Source organism: Dyadobacter sp. (assembly GCF_039919315.1).
In the GTDB taxonomy this organism is placed as follows: Bacteria; Bacteroidota; Bacteroidia; order Cytophagales; family Spirosomataceae; genus Dyadobacter.
Genome location: NZ_JBDSFX010000027.1, coordinates 38,880 through 57,243 on the forward strand (window position 1 = coordinate 38,880; position 18,364 = coordinate 57,243).

Annotated in this window: 19 protein-coding genes; 7 read left to right on the forward strand and 12 right to left on the reverse strand. The window is 46.1% G+C overall.

Annotated features, from left to right (window positions below; all coding sequences use genetic code 11):
- Window positions 1–5 precede the first annotated feature (5 nt).
- Both ABIO93_RS08130 and ABIO93_RS08135 read right to left on the reverse strand, forming a co-directional pair.
- Window positions 6–437 (reverse strand): VOC family protein, encoded by a 432-nt coding sequence (locus ABIO93_RS08130; RefSeq protein WP_348066357.1) that lies wholly within the window; start codon window positions 435–437, stop codon window positions 6–8.
- A gap of 80 nt (window positions 438–517) precedes the next feature.
- The gene (locus ABIO93_RS08135; RefSeq protein ID WP_348066359.1) at window positions 518–1,222 is read right to left on the reverse strand and encodes a YafY family protein; all 705 of its coding nucleotides are present in this window, start codon (window positions 1,220–1,222) and stop codon (window positions 518–520) included.
- A gap of 129 nt (window positions 1,223–1,351) precedes the next feature.
- Here ABIO93_RS08135 and ABIO93_RS08140 point away from each other — a divergent pair, with 129 nt between their 5' ends.
- Window positions 1,352–1,771 carry a hypothetical protein gene (locus tag ABIO93_RS08140; protein ID WP_348066361.1) on the forward strand — a complete coding sequence of 140 codons (420 nt, stop codon included), beginning with the start codon at window positions 1,352–1,354 and terminating at the stop codon, window positions 1,769–1,771.
- Here ABIO93_RS08140 and ABIO93_RS08145 read toward each other — a convergent pair.
- From ABIO93_RS08145 to ABIO93_RS08155, 3 genes are all read right to left on the reverse strand, one after another.
- Entirely contained in the window at window positions 1,761–1,988 is a 228-nt protein-coding gene (locus ABIO93_RS08145) for a hypothetical protein (RefSeq protein ID WP_348066363.1), read from the reverse strand. The genes ABIO93_RS08140 and ABIO93_RS08145 overlap by 11 nt on opposite strands.
- 109 nt (window positions 1,989–2,097) lie before the next feature.
- Window positions 2,098–3,285, reverse strand: coding sequence for an acetylxylan esterase (locus ABIO93_RS08150; RefSeq protein WP_348066365.1), 1,188 nt, complete (start codon window positions 3,283–3,285; stop codon window positions 2,098–2,100).
- A gap of 67 nt (window positions 3,286–3,352) precedes the next feature.
- A complete protein-coding gene (locus ABIO93_RS08155) occupies window positions 3,353–3,775 on the reverse strand; it encodes a pyridoxamine 5'-phosphate oxidase family protein (RefSeq protein WP_348066367.1) in 423 nt (140 codons plus the stop codon).
- A 151-nt stretch (window positions 3,776–3,926) separates the two neighbouring features.
- Between ABIO93_RS08155 and ABIO93_RS08160 the strand changes: the two genes are divergently transcribed.
- From ABIO93_RS08160 to ABIO93_RS08170, 3 genes are all read left to right on the forward strand, one after another.
- On the forward strand, window positions 3,927–4,703 hold the full coding sequence (locus tag ABIO93_RS08160; RefSeq protein ID WP_348066369.1) for a hypothetical protein: 777 nt from the start codon (window positions 3,927–3,929) through the stop codon (window positions 4,701–4,703).
- Between the two features lie 65 nt (window positions 4,704–4,768).
- Entirely contained in the window at window positions 4,769–5,302 is a 534-nt protein-coding gene (locus tag ABIO93_RS08165; RefSeq protein ID WP_348066371.1) for a sigma-70 family RNA polymerase sigma factor, read from the forward strand.
- On the forward strand, window positions 5,286–6,881 hold the full coding sequence (locus ABIO93_RS08170; protein ID WP_348066373.1) for a hypothetical protein: 1,596 nt from the start codon (window positions 5,286–5,288) through the stop codon (window positions 6,879–6,881). The genes ABIO93_RS08165 and ABIO93_RS08170 overlap by 17 nt, the downstream gene beginning before the upstream one ends.
- A 37-nt stretch (window positions 6,882–6,918) precedes the next feature.
- Here ABIO93_RS08170 and ABIO93_RS08175 read toward each other — a convergent pair whose 3' ends face one another.
- From ABIO93_RS08175 to ABIO93_RS08205, 7 genes are all read right to left on the reverse strand, one after another.
- Window positions 6,919–9,141, reverse strand: a complete 2,223-nt coding sequence (locus tag ABIO93_RS08175; RefSeq protein WP_348066375.1) for a TonB-dependent receptor — start codon at window positions 9,139–9,141, stop codon at window positions 6,919–6,921.
- Between the two features lie 23 nt (window positions 9,142–9,164).
- Window positions 9,165–10,307, reverse strand: a complete 1,143-nt coding sequence (locus ABIO93_RS08180) for a DUF3179 domain-containing (seleno)protein (protein ID WP_348066377.1) — start codon at window positions 10,305–10,307, stop codon at window positions 9,165–9,167.
- 104 nt (window positions 10,308–10,411) lie between these two features.
- Window positions 10,412–11,629, reverse strand: coding sequence for an MFS transporter (locus ABIO93_RS08185; RefSeq protein WP_348066379.1), 1,218 nt, complete (start codon window positions 11,627–11,629; stop codon window positions 10,412–10,414).
- 8 nt (window positions 11,630–11,637) lie between these two features.
- A complete protein-coding gene (locus ABIO93_RS08190; protein WP_348066381.1) occupies window positions 11,638–14,409 on the reverse strand; it encodes a TonB-dependent receptor in 2,772 nt (923 codons plus the stop codon).
- Window positions 14,410–14,424: 15 nt separating this feature from the next.
- Window positions 14,425–14,997: a carboxymuconolactone decarboxylase family protein gene (locus ABIO93_RS08195; protein WP_348066383.1), complete on the reverse strand. Its 573-nt coding sequence runs from the start codon at window positions 14,995–14,997 to the stop codon at window positions 14,425–14,427.
- A 172-nt stretch (window positions 14,998–15,169) separates the two neighbouring features.
- Window positions 15,170–15,721 (reverse strand): peroxidase-related enzyme, encoded by a 552-nt coding sequence (locus ABIO93_RS08200; RefSeq protein WP_348066385.1) that lies wholly within the window; start codon window positions 15,719–15,721, stop codon window positions 15,170–15,172.
- 129 nt (window positions 15,722–15,850) lie between these two features.
- Window positions 15,851–16,408 carry a hypothetical protein gene (locus ABIO93_RS08205; protein WP_348066387.1) on the reverse strand — a complete coding sequence of 186 codons (558 nt, stop codon included), beginning with the start codon at window positions 16,406–16,408 and terminating at the stop codon, window positions 15,851–15,853.
- Between the two features lie 343 nt (window positions 16,409–16,751).
- Between ABIO93_RS08205 and ABIO93_RS08210 the strand changes: the two genes are divergently transcribed.
- From ABIO93_RS08210 to ABIO93_RS08220, 3 genes are all read left to right on the forward strand, one after another.
- Entirely contained in the window at window positions 16,752–17,153 is a 402-nt protein-coding gene (locus tag ABIO93_RS08210) for a hypothetical protein (protein ID WP_348066389.1), read from the forward strand.
- Window positions 17,150–17,611 carry a hypothetical protein gene (locus ABIO93_RS08215; RefSeq protein WP_348066391.1) on the forward strand — a complete coding sequence of 154 codons (462 nt, stop codon included), beginning with the start codon at window positions 17,150–17,152 and terminating at the stop codon, window positions 17,609–17,611. Before ABIO93_RS08210 ends, ABIO93_RS08215 begins: the two co-directional genes overlap by 4 nt.
- A 289-nt stretch (window positions 17,612–17,900) precedes the next feature.
- Entirely contained in the window at window positions 17,901–18,347 is a 447-nt protein-coding gene (locus tag ABIO93_RS08220; RefSeq protein WP_348066393.1) for a hypothetical protein, read from the forward strand.
- The last annotated feature ends 17 nt before the right edge of the window (window positions 18,348–18,364 follow it).

The following is an 18,364-nucleotide window of genomic DNA, read 5'->3' on the forward strand; positions in this document are numbered from 1 at the left end:
CCCGGTTATGCTTTCCTTCCTTCCAGAATATCCAGGTAATGCTGATTATACACGATTCCCAGTACATTACCGAACGGATCAACCACCGAAGCAGTCGTAAATCCAGGTCCACGAACGGTAATCGGGTCGTATGGAGTCGCTCCGGCCGCCAGCAGCTTTTCCCATGCCGCATTGATATCGTCTACATGCCAATGGATAATGGCCCCGCCTGGTGCGCCTGATCCGGCTCCGTTGGGTGCCCATTTGCTATCAATGATGCCAAATTCATGCTGGTAATCGCCCAAACGGAATTCAATGTACGCAGGGTTATCTGCGTCGGGACGTTGGAAATAAGGATCGATACCAAACAATTCTGAGTACCATGCCCTTGCTGCTTTCATGTCGGCGGCCCAGAAATTTACCGTAGCCATGCCTCTTAATGTTTGTCCGTTAGCCATTTCGTTTGTTGTTTTTTAGTTGTGATATTGATTACCCTACAAAAATAAAATACCCCAGTGACAGCCTTATGTCAGGGGTATCAGGAATTTTTTTGAGAAATTTCAAAATACTCTTTCAACGTTATTTTGTGCGGTTCAAATTGCTCATGAAGGATGGTCAGGCTTCGGATCCGATCCAGACGAAATGTCCGGAAAGCTTTACGTAGACGGCACCAGGCCACTAGCAACCAGTTTTCCTGCGTGCTCAATAATGCAAACGGTTCGACGGTCCGTTTGGTAGTTTCATTGGAATCGGGTGAATAATAATCGATCTGTGATAAACTGTAACGGGTAAGGGCCAGCTGCAATGCAGATAGATGCGTACTCGTTCGATCGTTTTCTACATTGTGGCTAAACAAAACCCGCTCCGCAAGCAAATTTGCACTCTCCTTGTCGTGATGCCTGAGGACTGCCTTGATCTTGCCGATAGCCTCGGAATATTCTTTTACGAACGAAGCGTCCTTGTTTTTCAGCACGAGTTGTTCCGCGGTGATCAATGCATTCGCTTCCGTTTCGGTGAACATGATCGGCGGCAGCCTGTACCCTTCCAGCAGCGAGTACCCTTTTCCCTCCTCCGTTACAATGGGCACACCACCCTGTTCCAGCGCCCTGATATCCCTATAAATGGTGCGTACACTAACCGAAAACCGATCGGCCAGCTCCGTTGCAGTAATGAGTCTCTTGGTTTGCAGCTGCGTCAGGATCGCCGTTAACCTCGAAAGTCGCTTGGTATCGTTGTCTATCATGTAGTAAAAAGTAGACAGAAAAGTACTGATTATTCCACTGGATACGTGCTACCTACCGTATGATAATTACGTTTGGCTTTATCCCGGAATGAAGGTTATTTCAATTCCTGTCTTTAATTCAGATGCCTTATGGAAGCTATGATCACGTACACACTTACCAGCATATTCTTAGTAGGAATCTGCCTGATGCTCTTCTTTGAATGTATCACCCGTTCAGAGCATCGCAGGCTCACGAAGGTACTACGTGACGCGCAGGAATGCGAAGCCACGATCCTGAATGTCACCGCAATTACGCCGACATTGTTCAATATGGCCAATGTGAGGGTTACCGCAGAAATCAAACGGCCCAATGAAAATCCAACCATTATCCGGTTTAAATACGAAGCGACTTATCCGGAATGGCAAAGACTACATACCGGCAGGGTCGTGACGATTGATGTCAATCCATTTAATCCCAAATCGGTGTTGCTGAATGACAGCCAGCCCGCCCATGAACGAAGATTTTCCACAGGCCCTCATCAAAAACTAGCCGGCGCGATTACAGAATGACCATAATGTCCGAATTCGGCTTGTCCCGTTGTTCGAGATACTCCCAGGAAACAATGTCTTCTTCGGGATAAATATTACCCGTGTCCTCCGGACCTTCGTCCCCTATCGCCTCGACAAAAGCTTTCGAACCTTTTTTATAAATTCCTTCCCTCGGAATCCCGTTCATATCCGTAAATAGTACCAGTGCCTGGTCGTTTGGAAGCGTGCTATGTTTCATGACTTTCGTTTTTGTAATCATTAAAAAAGATCAAGTGGCGGTTCTTACTATTAAAAAGCATCCGCGCATTCTGATTTCCATTCAATTTTCGTTCCAGTTTGACGCCCTCTTACTTTCTGCCACCAAAATTATAGTTCGCGAACTTGATAAAATTACCCCAATCATACGAAGTCATATTGTGCTCGCCTTCGCGGTTATGATAGGCTATTTTGGATTTATAAACTGGTTCATTAATACCCGGCGGCGTTTTCGGCAAACGCGCTTTCACATCAAATAAAGCGTAAACCTTCTCCGCATTTTTCAATGCCAGATACGTACCAGTCGGATCAGCCCAGAGGTCTTTCGATGCATTGGTCGCATAGATGGGTCGCGGCGCTACCAATGCGATCAGCATGTGCTGGTCCACAGGTAACAACTCTTCCTTGTCATTGAATTTTTTGTAATTGGTATTAAACCAATGTGGAAATGTAGCATTGATGCGGCTGATCCTTTCGCCAAACCGCCGTCTGGCCAATGCTGCACCTGAATTTCCCGAACAATTGGTCACACAAGCCGCAAATCTGCGATCCTCAGCCGCCGCCCAAAGCGAGGCTTTTCCACCACGCGAATGTCCCACTACGATCACTTTTTTGGGATCAATATCCACGTCCTTTTCAAAATAATCCATCGCGCGGCTCGCTCCCCAAGCCCATGCACCTATTGCCTTCATTCCATTGTCTGCTTTCAGTTGATCGGGATACAATTGCAGCACGCCTTTCACATAAGCCTCCTTATCGTCCGGCGCCAGATCGCTCACATGAAATGCAGCAATAGAATAGCCGCTGTCGATCACCATTTCCGCTGGCCAGAACTCGCTTTTTTTCTCCCGAGTAGGATCCGTATTTTCCTTTCCACGATTGTTGATCAATAAAAAAACAGGCGCTGGCTTTGCGGAGTGCGTAGGGACAAACAGAACGAGATTGATCTGAACCGTTTTACTATCCTTAAAAACTTCGATCATTACTTGCTTAAGTATGGCCTTACCGTCCATTGCACGCTGATCATCGGCTGTTTTGGAAAATTTGATCCCGTCAAATGTCGTGGGCATCTGGCCGTAAATGTTGTCCTCAAAAAGCTTCACGATTTCAGGTCTCCGCACTTTTTCCCAGCTGCCCCTGGCCCGAACTGGTTTGTTATCGATCGTTTTGAGCACGTCCGGTAATGTGTAAGCCGGCACTTTGGATTCGTCATAATTCTGTGAATGTCCTGCTGAGAGGAAGGAAATCAGGACAATGCATGTGAGTAGGAACCTTAGCATAAAAGCGGTGATTGATCCGATAATGTTACCAGATAAACCACCGCCCGCTATTTATTTACTGACTATTTTAAAATTTAACTTCCCCCTCGTCCATCCCCTGCCAGTACTTGATCTGCTTCGCTACCACTGTGATCATCGCCAGGCCAGGTGTGTCCAAACCTTCTTCAAACCAATCGTTCAATTCCTCCACCCAATGCTCTTCCATTTTCTCGCGCGAACGGGTCACCTCTCCTTTTCCGGCGATGGAAATAAAAATATCGTTGCCTTCCCCAGCCTGGAAACTAAGATTAACGCCACTATCCATTTCAATATCGTTCACCATCCGCGAACCTTCCCAGGTGAAAAAATACGAGTTACCGTCGTATTCGACCTGACCATTGTTACTCATCGGCCGCGAGGCCAGCATACCATTCGAGGTGGTCGTGGTGAGCATGCATATATCGAGATCCTTCATGATCTCGCTTACATCTTTTAATGTTTTATCAGCCATTGGTTTTATAGTTTTTATGATAGCTGATATTAAAATAATGCCGGGAAATATTTTTCACGGAGTACCCAACCTTCTGGCCAGTTCGTGCAGTTTATTTTATTGACAGGGAATCACCTGGCGCATTGTTCAATAACATAAATAACAATTGGTCATGAAAAGAGAAAAATTAGCCTTGCTGTGCATTGTATTAATGCTAGTCCAGCTTGTTGCCTGCGAGCGTAGCAAAATGGACAATGAATTACCCACTCCCTCAGGCCTGCGCACCAGCGAGGACAGCAGTTCCAGCGCGACCAGAATAGCTACTGAAAAAACTATCGGCATCAAACAACACGAGCCAACTGTTTTTACAGTGATCAACCCGGTCAGTCAGTTTGTAAAATGGCGTGTGCAACCCGAGGAGACCATTATCAATGGAGGAACAAGCGCAACGGCTTATTTCCAAAACGCCGGAAAGTACCGGGTATTTGCAATCGATAGCATTTCCTATGACACGACATTTATCGATGTGGAAGTGATTGGAGAAGAGTATGTTGCGCCCAATTACGAACAGGGTTTCGTCGAAAATGAGCAGCTTTACATTACCCCTATCAGCTCGCCTGACTCCGCCAATTACCTGGCATTTAATACGGTAACCAAAGGAAATTACAACTGCCTGAATAACCAGCTGGCGGTAAGACGTGATAAAGCTGGAGACATTTATAAACTTGATTTTCAAGGCGTAAGCGTCGGTACTTACTGCCAAACAGGAGCAACGACGTCGAAAGCCACAACCTGGATTGATCATGATGTTCCTGAAAATGTGACTAACCAGCTTGAAATTACATTCAATGGTAAGACTTATAAAGGCACCATTAAAAAAGTGGGGTTAAAATTTGAATTCATCTGGCCTTACGACAGCGGGATTATCTTTACAACCAAATCATTATAGTTCGCCTCTTGCATAAAGTCCTCGTAGTTAGCTGTTCGCCAGCTAACTACGGTTAAAGTAACAGCTTGGATAACTTAGACCAGATATTAGCGGGTTGCCGGCGGAAAGAACGTCAGAGTCAGGAAAAATTGTACCGGCAATTTTACCCGGTACTGTTTGCCTTATGTCAAAACTTCTTTGAAGAAAAACACGATATACTCACCGCGATCAACAATGGAATGCTCCGCGTTTTTCAAAATATCGATCAGTATGACGCTTCCAAAGGTGAGTTTTTCAACTGGATGTACACGACCGTCAGAAATGCGGCGCTGACATTACTCAGGGACCGGAAAACGCAATTTTTCGATTACGTCGAAATACAGGATCATATGGGTTTTGAGTCCGCGGAAAACCCTTTTGAACAGCTTGCCGGTGGAGACATTCACGTATACCTCTTAAAATTACCCGTCGCGACCCGTAGAATTTGCGGCTTGTATTACCTGGATGGATTCTCGATCAAGGAGATCGTGGAAGCACTGGGAATCAGCGAAGGAACGGTAAAGTGGCATTTGAGCGAAAGCAGGGCCAAACTGAAAATCATTTTTGAAAAATCCCTTTGATGAAACCGTGAAAAGGAAAGACAAACATATCAATAAGTACCTCCATGATGCGATGCCGGAACCGGAAATCCCGGCCGATGACGCATGGTCGCAAATGAATGATATGTTGTATCCGAATTCTGCGGGCGTTTCTCAAAGTGTAGCAGGCAAACTCACAAAGTATATTTCCCAGTTCAAATGGCCGCTGCTGACTGCGGTGGGAGGGGTTTCGTTGTCACTTTTTGTCATACTCAGTCCTGATTCAAAAATCGCCACCAATACGAACCAAAAAGAGAAACAGACATCAGATACTTTAAAAGCCACAGAGGTAAGCCCAGGTACCGAGACTGTAGATTTTGCGAACTCCGAATCAAAGCCAATTAATGCTAACATACCCCAGGAACACGAGCCCAAAGAAAAATTCGATATAGACGAAAAAGCGGATATCCACAATGAATCTGTTCCAAAAAATCAAGAAGAGCCTGCAGTCCGCGATAACAAGCAGGTTAATGCATCTCAAAGTCATGAAAAAAGAATTTCAAATGTGAACAAAAAGCCGGATATGAAAGCGCAATCCAACCATACAGCGATCCGTCATTCAATAGAAAATGGTCGAAGTCTCGCACGAAATTCGCTCAGGTCCGGCCAAACAAACGGTAGTAACAATGATGGCAGAGATAATAATAGTATTAGTAGCGGTGAGGATAATGGTCGCGAAAGTAATAGTGGCCCCAGCAATGGAACGAGCCGCAACAATCCTGCTTTGACAGCCCTGGCTAAGGTATACAATGAACCTGGATCATTGAACGCATCTGCTGACATTTCGCCCGCTGGTAAAAATCTGATGCACAGCCTGGCACCCTTGCCTTTTTACTACAAACCATTTTATCCAAATTTGAATAAAAAAGTAAAAGCTCCCAAAACAACTGCTCCTGCACAAACAATCAAAAATACGAGTACCAGGGGCCTGCCCGTTCATTTTGGACTGGAATGGAACCTGAACTCATCACTGGAAAGCACTGATTATCTTTTAACCGGCACAGATAGCGTTCGCCGCCCGGCACGCCTACTTATTCCGGGTATACTTATTTCTAAAAAATGGGCAAGCCACACATTAACATTCAGTTTTTTGCCGTACCAGCCCTATTTTAGCAATAATAAAAGAGTTCAGCAGCTTCCGGACACCACCGGTGGCAACGACTCGCTCAAAATTTACACAAATGCCAATCTGATCAAAGCCAGCGGCATGAACTTTACATTGCAATATCAGTACCAGGTCTTCGGGCCACTTTTATTGAACGCCGGGTTGTCTTACAGTACTTTTTACAGTGTATTGATCCGAAAAGAAACAGAAAACAGGTTTGGCAACATTTTGCAGGGACCATTGGTTACCGTCAAAAAACCCGGCGACCTCCGGTCATACATCAACCCCGGTTTCTTTGCATTGAAAGCGGGGCTGGCTGTCCGTCCGGCCGTTTGGCAAGGACGTATTCAAGCGGGAATGAATGTAATTGTTCCTATTTCCAATGTTTCCAAGTCCGCCGAAAATCCGGTAAGAGCATTGAATGGACAGATTTATTTGAGGATTATGGTGCGGTAGTCTTATGCCAACTTCAATCCTGATACCTAGGAGCAAGTCAAATTTTAATCCCGAATGACACATTAAAACTGCGTCCGTCGGAGCTCCATACACCCGCTCCCGGGTACATGGTCGGGCGTTTGGTGAAGTATTGTTTGTCGGTAATGTTGTTGACACCGGCCCGTAATGTGTAGTTTCTGTTGATGTGTAGCGCGGCATTCAGGTCCAGTAAACCGTAGCCCGGCACTTTCCCAATCGTACCATTCGCCGAAGGCTCAACGGTATTCAGCGGATTGGCAAAATTGGGGCTGACGTAGCTGTACTGGCACGTTACAAAAAGCTTTTTGTACTGGAACTGGGCGCCATTCCGTGAAATCCAGGTCGGTACGCCCTCCACTCTATTTCCGGCTACGCTCTTGTTTTCGTTGTTAACAACCGCATTGCCTTTCACATACTCGGCATCGAAATAGGATGTGGACGTAAAGAAGGACAACTCGGTAGGTGTCGTGTTATTATATGCCTTAAAAGCAGTATATTCCAGATAAGCCTCCACGCCGCGCGTTCTGCTGTCGCCGGTCACGGTTCTTAAAAGATAGGCAGTATTGTTTTCATCACGCATGGATACCGTCCCCATCCGGTGATTAATCAGCACCTGAAATACACCCACATCGTATTTGAGGACATCACCGATGTTTCCGCTGACCCCCGCTTCGAGGTTATAACCGTATGCGTCTTTCAAGTTTTTATCCACCCGTTCCAGTAGCGATCCCGGAATGATGTCCTTGAACACCACAGGCCGGTAAGCCTGGGAAAAGCCTGCATAAGCACGGCTGTTGGTATTGATCCGGTACTGACTACTGATTCCTAGCAGGGGAAACTTGTGTTTGATACGGTTAGGAATGGTCTTAGGATCGTAATAAGTGATGGTACCGGTCATATCCGTCGCGCCGCTTTCGACACGTATACCCGGCGATACCGTCAGTTTTGGTGTGATGAAGATCATGTTTTCCAGGAAAAGCGCCACGTTCTGCGTTTTCAGGTACATATCCCTGCCGAATGCCGGATCGGTAATGGTCAGATCAAAATCGCTGCCGGTGGTACCTTTGCCCAGTTGCCTGCGGCGTAATTTGTTGTGCATGTACTGCATGCCTCCCGCCACAACGTTCCGCACACCGGCTATCTGGTACTGGTGCGTCAGTCGCAATTCGGAGGTAAAGCTTTTGAAATTATCAATGTCTACCTGCCGAGCCTTGTACGATTTTGTCTCCGGATTAATGGTATCGGCCACATTCGCAAATGCATCGAACATGACGCTGTTTCTAGCGCCGAAAACGCCCGAATTGGTGAATTTCAATTGGGTCGCCGGACTGATCTTCCAATCCAGGACAATGGAAGGAACGTAAATGTCCGGGTTGAAATAATTACGTGAACGCGTCGCCTGCCGCGGATCAGCTGCAAACATCGCGTCGGTCAGTGGGCCCGGGATCTGGTACACATAAGATGACCTGCCCAGTTCCGCCTTGATTTTAAGTGCTGAATTGAATTCATAAGTCAGGCTCACAAACTGTGATTCGGCATCAGATCTGGCATTTTTACGGTATCCGTTTGAATGTCTTTTCTGATAGTAAGCCGAGTAAGTCAGCTTGCCCACTTTGCCGCCAATGGCATTATAAGAACTGAACAGCCCGAATGAACCACCGGAATTGATACTTTCAAAACTGAATGCCCTGGTCGTGTCCGGCCCTTTGGTCACATAGTTGATCATTCCGCCAAACTGCGCGCCATATTGTAAAGACGAAGTGCCCCGTACCAATTCTATTCTCTCAATGGACTCCATGGCCGGGCTGTAATGGCTGGCGGGATAACCGTACATATCCGAATTCGTGATCACACCATTCTGCCGGATGTTGTACTCCCACGACCGGTGCGGATCGAGGCCACGGGTAGAAATGTTGACCTGGTTGCCGCTGCCGTCCATATCGTAGACGAACACGCCAGGTATTTTAGCAAAGATCTGTCTGCCTGTTTTCTCCGAAATATTGCCATTTACGCCAGCCAGCTGTATAACTTCACTTTTTTTCCCTGCAAAAATATAGGTATTATGAACGTCGGGCAGTGGTTCCGTCCGGATTACATTCTTCCGTTCTTCGATCGTTACTTCATTCAGATCAAAAGTCTTTTCATCATGCTTCTCCTTCCTTTCAGTTTGCGCTGATGCATTTTGCAAAAAGCTGATTGACAATAAAATAACGAAGAGTGTAAATGAAAAGATGGTTTTCATTAAAAGCTTATTAGTATATTTTATTACATCTGCGTATCCGGGTGAAAAGTGCGCCAGCTATGCCAAAACTCCTGGTAAGCATTGATCCTCTTCAAATCGCTCCCCTTTCCTGAGATACGCTTCCCGAGTAGATTGAATGATGCACCATCCGCGAAAAGCGTGTCATTTCTGGCCGAGAAATCGTGGATATCAGCTGATTTATCGAATGCAAAAAAGCTCTGGTTATCAGACGAAAGCACCAGCACAACTGGCACATTACCGACCTTATCATTGATAATGCGGTCTTTTTTAAGCCTGTTCCAGTCAAATGCTTTGCTCGCTTTACCAGCCTGGATTCCTACAACCCATGATTTGTCTTTCCAGGAAACTGTGTCCGTCTTCGTCAATGTGGATTTCCCCTTGCCGCTTTCGTAACGGCTCATGGAATCGTACCTGGCCTGATAGATCGGGTCGGGCTGCATGATCTTACTGTTTGGGTGTAATTTCAGCCATTGCGACAGGGAAGTTTGGGTACTGGCCATTTCCGGCAGCATTTGCCCTTTCAGCGGGCCTGCGATGGCTTCCCCATTGGCCTGTCTCCACCAGCTGCCGGTTGCTTCGTCTTCAAACATGGCATTGAAATGGTCCATACCCACGAGCCTGAAAGTTTCCGGCTTGCCATTCACTGCGGGTTCAAAAACGCGCCCGGTTCGGCACACCGTGCAATAAGTTACCATGATCGGCTTCCCGCCCAGCACGTCGCGCACCTGGTGATGGTAGCCAATGAACTGGATCGGATATGCCTTCGCCTCGCCGTTGGCTTCCACACCGATAATCAGCCGGTCGGTTTTCACTTTATTGGCAGGTGCATTGTTGGTAATCACTTCATTGGGCTGATAAAACATGGTATCCGCCGCCATTTCGTAGTTGGTGGCGTATGTGATTCCTCCCGCGATGATGAAGAGCAATGCAGCCAGCCATTTCACTTTTCCTTTCCATACGGAATTGACGCCGATCAGGATCATCGCCCAGAATACGATGCGGAAAGCCCAGCGCCAGCTATGCAGGAAATAGGCGATGTCGATGCTGTTCATCTGCTGGCTGCCAGGCATTGGCATGATGAAATACACTTTCGCGATTTCGTACAGGATGATGCCAATGATACCGAAGTAGAATATTTTGCTCATACACAGTTTATGTTTTTTGTAAGTCAATAAAAAAAGAAACGGATTCACCATACGGCAAATCCGTTTGCCCAATATATTAACCTATGATAATACGCTTTTAAAAATCATTTGCTCCTTGCTGTTACAATAAACGCCACCAAAAAAGGGATCGTAAATACCAGCAAGGCATTGCCAAACCCTCCCAGGACACTCACCATTGAACCAATGAAAAAAACTGCCGTCGCGGTAAAAAACCGGCCGACATTGAAACAAAAACCAGTGGCAGTACCTCTGATATTCACAGGAAACAGCTCAGGAATATAGCTCGACAATGCGCCCTGGCTAATCCCGAAACAGAAAGCAAGCATCGCCGTTTCGATGTAAATGATACTCGAAAAACTGCTGTTGGTAATGAACAGGACGCAGCACATAATGAGGCAAGTAGCGAATGTGGCCATCAAAGTGATTTTCTTGCCAAATTTGTTGATCAGCATCCCAGAGAATACCCCACCGGTAATGCCGCCCACTCCGAGGAGGATCATGATCAGTCCGCGTTCTTTTTGTCCGTCCTGGCCCGCCGCAAGCAATGTTTGCACCCACGTTGGCAGCCACGAGAATATCCCCCAAAGACCGATCAGTACCGACCCGAAAATGATTGATCCCGAGATCAGGTTTGCTCTGTTTGTTTTATAAAAAATCCCTTCACCATTATCCTTCACCGTTTTGGTATGCTTCCATTTGTCGGATTCCGGCGCCAGCAGAAAAATAAGCAAGGCCGCGATCACTGGAATGACGCCAATACCAAATGCCGTGCGCCAGTTTGAAAATATCAGATTGAGACTACCCGTCGTTACGATCCCTACTGGAAAGCATACTGCCAGGACACCAAGCATGACAGCTCTGTTGCGGGCCTCCCATATCTCCGAAATGTACACCGTTGCGATTAGCAGCACGCCGCCAACGCCCATTCCGGTTACGAAACGAAAGGCGAGTAACGTGTACCAATCCGGCACGATCGTTACCAGACAAGTGCCTATGCCATACAGCGCAGTAACCAACGCCAGCGATTTGACCCGGCCGATGCGGTCACTGATCACTCCGAAAAGTAGCCCTCCGCACATCCAGCCATACAGGTATACTGCGTTCACATACGCACCTATGTCACCCAGCTGTGCCTGGGACAATGCCTCGCCTTTCAGCTCGGGAATCGCTACCGGCAGGTACACCGACATGAGTGTCGATACCGTTCCGCTCAGCGTATAGGCTACCACGCACAATGCAAACGCAAGCCATTTTCCGCTCACGCTTTTTGCTTCTACATTGGTTAATTCCAGTGTCTCCATGGTTCCAATTATCTGAATAACTGATCAAAATTGAGACTCACATAATACAGACCGCCCACTGCCGGGGAGCCGTACGCCTGCACAATGTATTTGTTGCCAATGTTCGAGCCGCCCACTTTTACAATGGTTTTCAAGCTAGGTATGCGGTAGCTAACCTGCGCATCCACCAGGTTGTAAGCCTGCACTTTGCCTGGACGCATTTCTGTGAATGTGCCGTACCAGTCGAAAGATTCCTGCCAGTGCCAAGCCAGGTTGAATCCTAATTTGTCAGTCAGTTTTGCATTGCCAAACACCACATTGGTTTTCCATTTTGGTGTGTTGAAAGCCGGAATGTTGTTAGGATCTGCGTTTTTAATGTTGAAATCAATGAAGGTCGTATTGACATTCAGCTTGTAATTTTTAGGCAGGGAATAGGTAACACCTGCGCTGACACCTTGAATAGAAACTTTGTCGGCAGCATTCGTATATAATTGGAATAACTGTCTGTCGGCTCCCAAAAGCTCGGCGGCAGCGGCAGGGTTGACCGATCCATCCGCTAATAGAATACTTGATTTAGCCCTCGCTACCACGGTATTGATCATAAAATCCGTGTACTGGCTGAAATAATAATTGACGTCTACTAATACCTTCTTGCCGATCAGACCTTTGTAACCAATTTCATAGCTCTTTACCTTTTCTGATTTAATATAAGGCACATTCGATTTCACGAGTTTGTCCTTATTGTTCGCAACAGCCTGTGGAAACGGCGTTCCTTTCTGCATATCGGCTCCGAATGCGCTGGCAAATTGCGAGAACGACGCGATGGTCACCGAGTTTTCGTAAGCATTGAGTCCCTGCGAATTCACAGGCGCACCTCCCAGAATGATAATCGGCCCTACATTCAGCTTAATGTACTGGTCACCTATGGTCGGGTTACGAAAACCGGTTTGGTAGGAAACACGGAAATGGTGGTCTTCTGTGGGAGAAAATACGGCGGAAGCGCGTGGTGTGAATCGTCCGTCGAAGTTTTCGTTCTTGTCATATCGGCCCGAAACGGTTAGTTTCAGATGATCCTTCAACAATGATTTGGAAGCTTGTGCAAAAAATCCATATTCTCCATTGGTCAGGTTTTTGTCCTTATCATCAAAAAGCGTCCCGCCGGTATTGAGGTAATACTTGCGGTAATTTCCACCCACCTGAAAGTTGATCACTTTTAAGATCGGGCTGAAATCATACATACCTTCAATGTGGCGCAGGCTGCATTGGCTTAATATCCCTGCTCCTGCCAGCCCACGGGTCTGGATCAACCGCTCTCTGGCGGAGCTATAAGCATCTGATCCCGGTAAAATTCTTCCCTCATCAGCAAACGACCGTGCTACTGTATGATCTTTCTGGGTTACACCATTAACCACACCATTGTAAGCCGCTGCGTATCGTTCAAACCAGGTCGCATCGGCCTTGTCGGGTGTTACCGTATTACCCGCCAGATCTTTCACCCAGGTACGGTTGATCTGCTGGCCCAAAGCCCGGGTATTGTAGGAATTGGTCGAATATTCGTGATTGGTATAGGCACGCACGTAGAAATTGCTGCCTTTCAGTTCCAGTTTATGCTGTACAAATTTGAAATCATTGATCACAAAACGGTTGCTACCCGTGTACTGAGCCGTTCCCTGATTGTAATTTCCCTGATAAATTGCTTCCAGCTTGTCTGTAATGCGGTAATGCAATGCGCCGCTCAGTTTCAGGCTGTACACACCGTAAGTGGCCAGGTCTTTTTCTTCATATCCTGTGCGCGACACGCGGCCGATGTTTGGAAGCGTTTGCGCTACTTCGTCGCCGTAAATATTCAGCTGGTTTTTGCCCGGATTGTTAGGTCCGCGGTTGCCAGCAGGTGTATTAGGGTCAATGTCGGTGTAATCATTGGCATACCAGTCAGTACCTTTCAGATACGAAGCATTCACTTTGAAAGCCAGCTTGTTATTGAAAGCTTTGGCATAACGGACCGCCAGATCGTACAATGGTTTCGCGCCAAGGTCAGTACCATCGCCGATATGATTGATACCGAATTTCGTCTGAGCACTCAGGCCCTGGTATTCAAATGGATTTTTAGTGCGTGTATTGAGCATTCCATTGAAAGCGATCGGACCGTACAATGCGGAGGCAGCTCCCGGGATCAGTTCAGCGCTTTCCACATCAATATCATGCGGCCCGAAAAGATTGCCCATCGCAAAACCCAAACCGGAAGGCTGGTTATCCACACCGTCTACCAGTTGCAAAAAGCGGCTGTTACCGGTCGTGTTAAAGCCTCTTGTGTTGATTTGTTTATAAGTAAGGCTGCTCGTCACCATATCCAGCGATTTCATATTCACCAATCCGTCGTAGTAGTTGGCGGAAGGTGTCTGCTGAACGGCACGGGAATCCATTTTTTCAATGCTGACGGGTGAGCGCAGGATGTTTTCTTCCACGCGGGAGGCTGATATTACCACCTGGTTCAATTCTTCAATGGCCGGTACCAGATTAATGCGCAGGTTTTCTCCCGAAGCCACTTCTGTTTCCTGGCGGGCATATCCGATCAGCGAGATGACCAGTGTTGCCGGTAATGATGATTTTAATTCGAAAAAACCTTCTGAATTGGTAATCGTGCCGGTATTTTTCCCTTTCACCGAAATAGAAACCCCTGACACCGGTTTTTGTGAATCCTGGTCATAAATATGGCCCGAAATTTTAGTCGTTTGCGCAAAAGACATCTGCGTAATGCACAGAAAAATGACTGAGTAGAGAAAGGGTAGATGTTTTTTCATATAATAGGTCAAATACTAGGAAGGTTGGTGTTGTTTCAAATGATCGTAACCATTGGCCAGTCGGTTATAGCCGTTATCGACTAACCTCTGACCAAGGCCCTGGTAAAATTCAGGACTGGCAGGCGCAACGGTCGCCATTCCGTCTACATAGCGGTTGTATAAGCAAAACAGGGCTGCAATGAGCACAGTATCATGTATTTCCAGGTCAGTAGCGCCATTGGCTTTTGCTTCCGCAATGGCTTCGGGCGTTACCGCCCTGCCGCTAACCTGAACTTGTTTGGCGATTTTCAATAAGCCTTTCATTTTGTCGCTCACAGGTGCAGCGTCAATATCCTGCTTCATGATCTCGCAGGTTTCGGTGTTGCCCAGCAGCAAATCCGCAGTGGCGGTGTGTGCCGCGGTACAAAACCGGCATTCATTATTGTGCGACACGATAGTCGCAATCAGCTCGCGTTCGCCAGGTGTCAGCGTCGACTCACCTCTCAGCAAAAACTGGGTCAGCACACGAATGGGCTCAGCAGTATGCTTACTATATTCCAGCAAACCTGTGATACCCGGCAAATGGTCTGGTAGGGGGATGTGTGGCATTGTTACTTGGTATGTAAAAATTGAAAATTGAACTGAATTGTCACTGGTTGTCATTTTTAGTCAGGGATTGTCATTTGTTGTCAAGGATTGTCATTGATTGTTCAAATAAAAAACGACTCCTGACTATAAATGACCATTTATGACCAAAAATGACCGTCAATGACTCCTAGTTTCATTCCTGCAAAACAGGCCGCACATACCCGGTAAACGCCATACGTTGACCCATTTCACGATACGCTTCATTTTCTTGCGGGGCCCATGTTCCGAGTCCGTCCACATAGCGGTTGAACATACTGAACGAGGCCGCAATCAGCACGGCGTCGTGGATTTCGCGGTCGTCGGCACCTTCTGCACGGGCGGCAGCTACATCCTCGTCGGTTACCTGTTTGCCACTTTTCTGCACTTTGCCGGCGATGTTAAGCAATGCACGCAGCTTGGGTGTGATTTCTATTTCCTTAAATCCGTTCTTGATGTCGTCGATCAGGGAAAGGTCACATTCCAGGTGCGCCATCGCAGCGGATGCGTGGGAAGTATGGCAGAAATGGCAGTTGTTCAAATGCGATACGTACGCTGCGATCAGCTCGCGTTCGCCGCTGGTCAATGGAGATTCGCCTCTCAGCAAGGTTTCCGCCAGCAAACGCAATGGAGCGGCAGTTTCTGGCCGGAAGTTGAATAATCCTGTAATTCCCGGAAGCGACTCGTCGGGTAGTGCTATATAAGCCATTTGGAAAAATCCGTTTAGTAATTTTTGATCCTTTTTCCTGGTGACTGGTATGCAAGAGATTTAAAAATCAATGCAGGAATTCACGCAGTACGCGAATTTCCAGTCAGGGAAAAACAAAAAAAGAGTTAACTAAGCCAGATCGGGTGGCGGAGAAGGGATAGCAGTATGCAGCTGAGGCACTACTGAATCTATCGTAAAAGGAAATGCAATGTCAAAAGCGGGTGACCATTCGAGCACATAAAAGACATGCTTGCGGTCCTGCGCCATGTATTCTTTCAGGAAGTTCTTTAAGATCAATGAATGCGCGTCCTTTTCGGGTGCAGTGTTGTTGCCAGTAACCTGATCGTTGATACGGGAAGCGAGATCGCTGAACCGTTCGCGCGCACTTTGGTCATATTCACAATGTACGATCAGCGTGTCATTGATGAGCTGCTGGCTTTTCATTTGGTAAAACCGGCCTTCATGTTCGATCAGGCCTTGGGTCGGCTGTGGGGCATCCCAGTCATTTTGATAGGGAACGGCCACCGGTACTTTAATCACGATATCATCCGTACCAGCCGATTGCTGAACAAAATCCTTCCCCATCGCACTTACCGTCTGCTTACCTTCCGACAGATAGACTATGGAATAGCCAATCATGTTGTAAAGCAGCAACCCAAGAAGCAATATGGATATAATCCTGCGCAATGTGAAAATATTGAAATTTGACCAGATTAATGCAAATGTATAAAAAGCTGTATATAAATGCGGAATTATGGTTTAATTATTTCAGGCTTACCTGCATTACAAATCAATTTACGTCCCGACAAGTCGATTTTTGTTGAGCTGGAGGTTAAGATAACTAGTCGCGTATAAAGATATACGTTTATATCACTTAGCGGATACCCGTGTTTATTCCCGAAGATTCCAATGGCTTTTGCCGGTCGCACATTTAGACAAGCCGATAGAAAATTTGATTAGTGCCCGATGCGAAGTATTTGGTTGCTTAGGGAAAGTAATTAAGTCCTTATCAACATTAGAAATAGAAATTATGAGATTAATCAAATCTGCATTGATCGTGAGCTTAGCGGTTTCAATAGCCAGCTGCGGGCCATTAATAAACAGGGAAACAGTGGTTTATGGACTGATCACGAATGATGACGGAGAACCCGTGGATAGCATTTTGGTGGAATTATACGGTTCAAAGGGACTTTATGGAGGATACCCTATATGTCAGGCGTATTCAAATAAGCAAGGATTTTACGAGCTCGAGACAGATGTTGCCAATGAATGGTGGAGCGCTAGCGTGGGTGTAGATCTCAATAGCATAAAGCTTTGGCGTCTTTATGAATCCTATGAATTCACGAGAAACCAAACCTCTGGCGGTACCGCCAGCGGCGGAGTTTCAATAGGTTTAAGGACCCGATACGACTTTAAACTAATCCGCAAATGAAAGCACACATAATACAAAAATGGATGCGATCAGACAATCCACGAAGGCAGTCCCGAAAGGTCTGCATGGTGATTTTCTTTTTAAGTATTTGGGGAATGCTAATTAGCTGCTTTCTCAAACAGGATCGCACATCCGTAATCTATGGAACCATTACGGATGAGAATCAACAACCTGTGGATAGTATTATGGTTTTAGTAGACGGAACGAAATTTCTAACTCATGAACAGCTAAAACAAGTTTATTCCGATGAAAATGGAAACTATGAATTGGTAGTAGAAGTGCCAAAGAAGTTTGGTTCGTTAGACGTTGGGGTACCTTTCTTTCCGGTAGAGAATGCGAAGTACAATAGACATTATAAGGGTACGTATGTAAAAAAAAATAATCTCGCTACCAATAATTGTTGCAGCGCGTCGATAGGCGAAAAGACCAAATATGATTTTCAACTAATACCCAAGTAGTAAATTTCCCACTTTAAACACACTTGTAATGAAGCATTTCTCCAAATGTGAGAAGGGTAAACTTTGTAGTTTCCTATTGATTCTTCTTTTTGCCTTTTCGGATGTATCTGCACAGGATTATGAGCTGAATGCAAGACAATATTTGTAAAAACTCCAAAAAGTTACCGTTCGTATATCAATCCATGCTGTTTGATAATTTATACTTTTACTTAAAATAATTATTTTTACCTTGTCTCAAAGTAACTAGTACTTCTATATTTTTCCCTTCATCCAAACAATAGATCTCTTCATGAAACAGAAAACAAGAGTGTCTTATTTGCAGGGGCTAGCCAGATTACTGCATTCGGCAGCTTTCCTTTTCGGTTTGACCTTCCTTCTTACCAGCTGCTTTCTTAAACAGGACCGCACGACTGTAATCTACGGCACAATTACAGACCAGAATCAGCAGCCTGTTGACAGTATTATGGTTTTGGTAGACGGAACGAAATTTTTGGCTCATGAACGGCTAAATGAAGTTTATTCCGATGAAAACGGGAACTATGAATTAGTGGTAGAAGTACCCAAGAAATATGGTTCTGTGGATGTGGTAGTTCCATTCGGCCTAGTGGATAATCCGAAATACGATAAGAGTTACAAAGGCAAGAAGAGTTATAAAAATGACCAATTCACTAAAAATTGCTGTCACGCATCAGTTGGTCAAAAGACCAAATATGATTTTCAATTAATCCCCAAGTAGTAAATTTTCCACTTTAA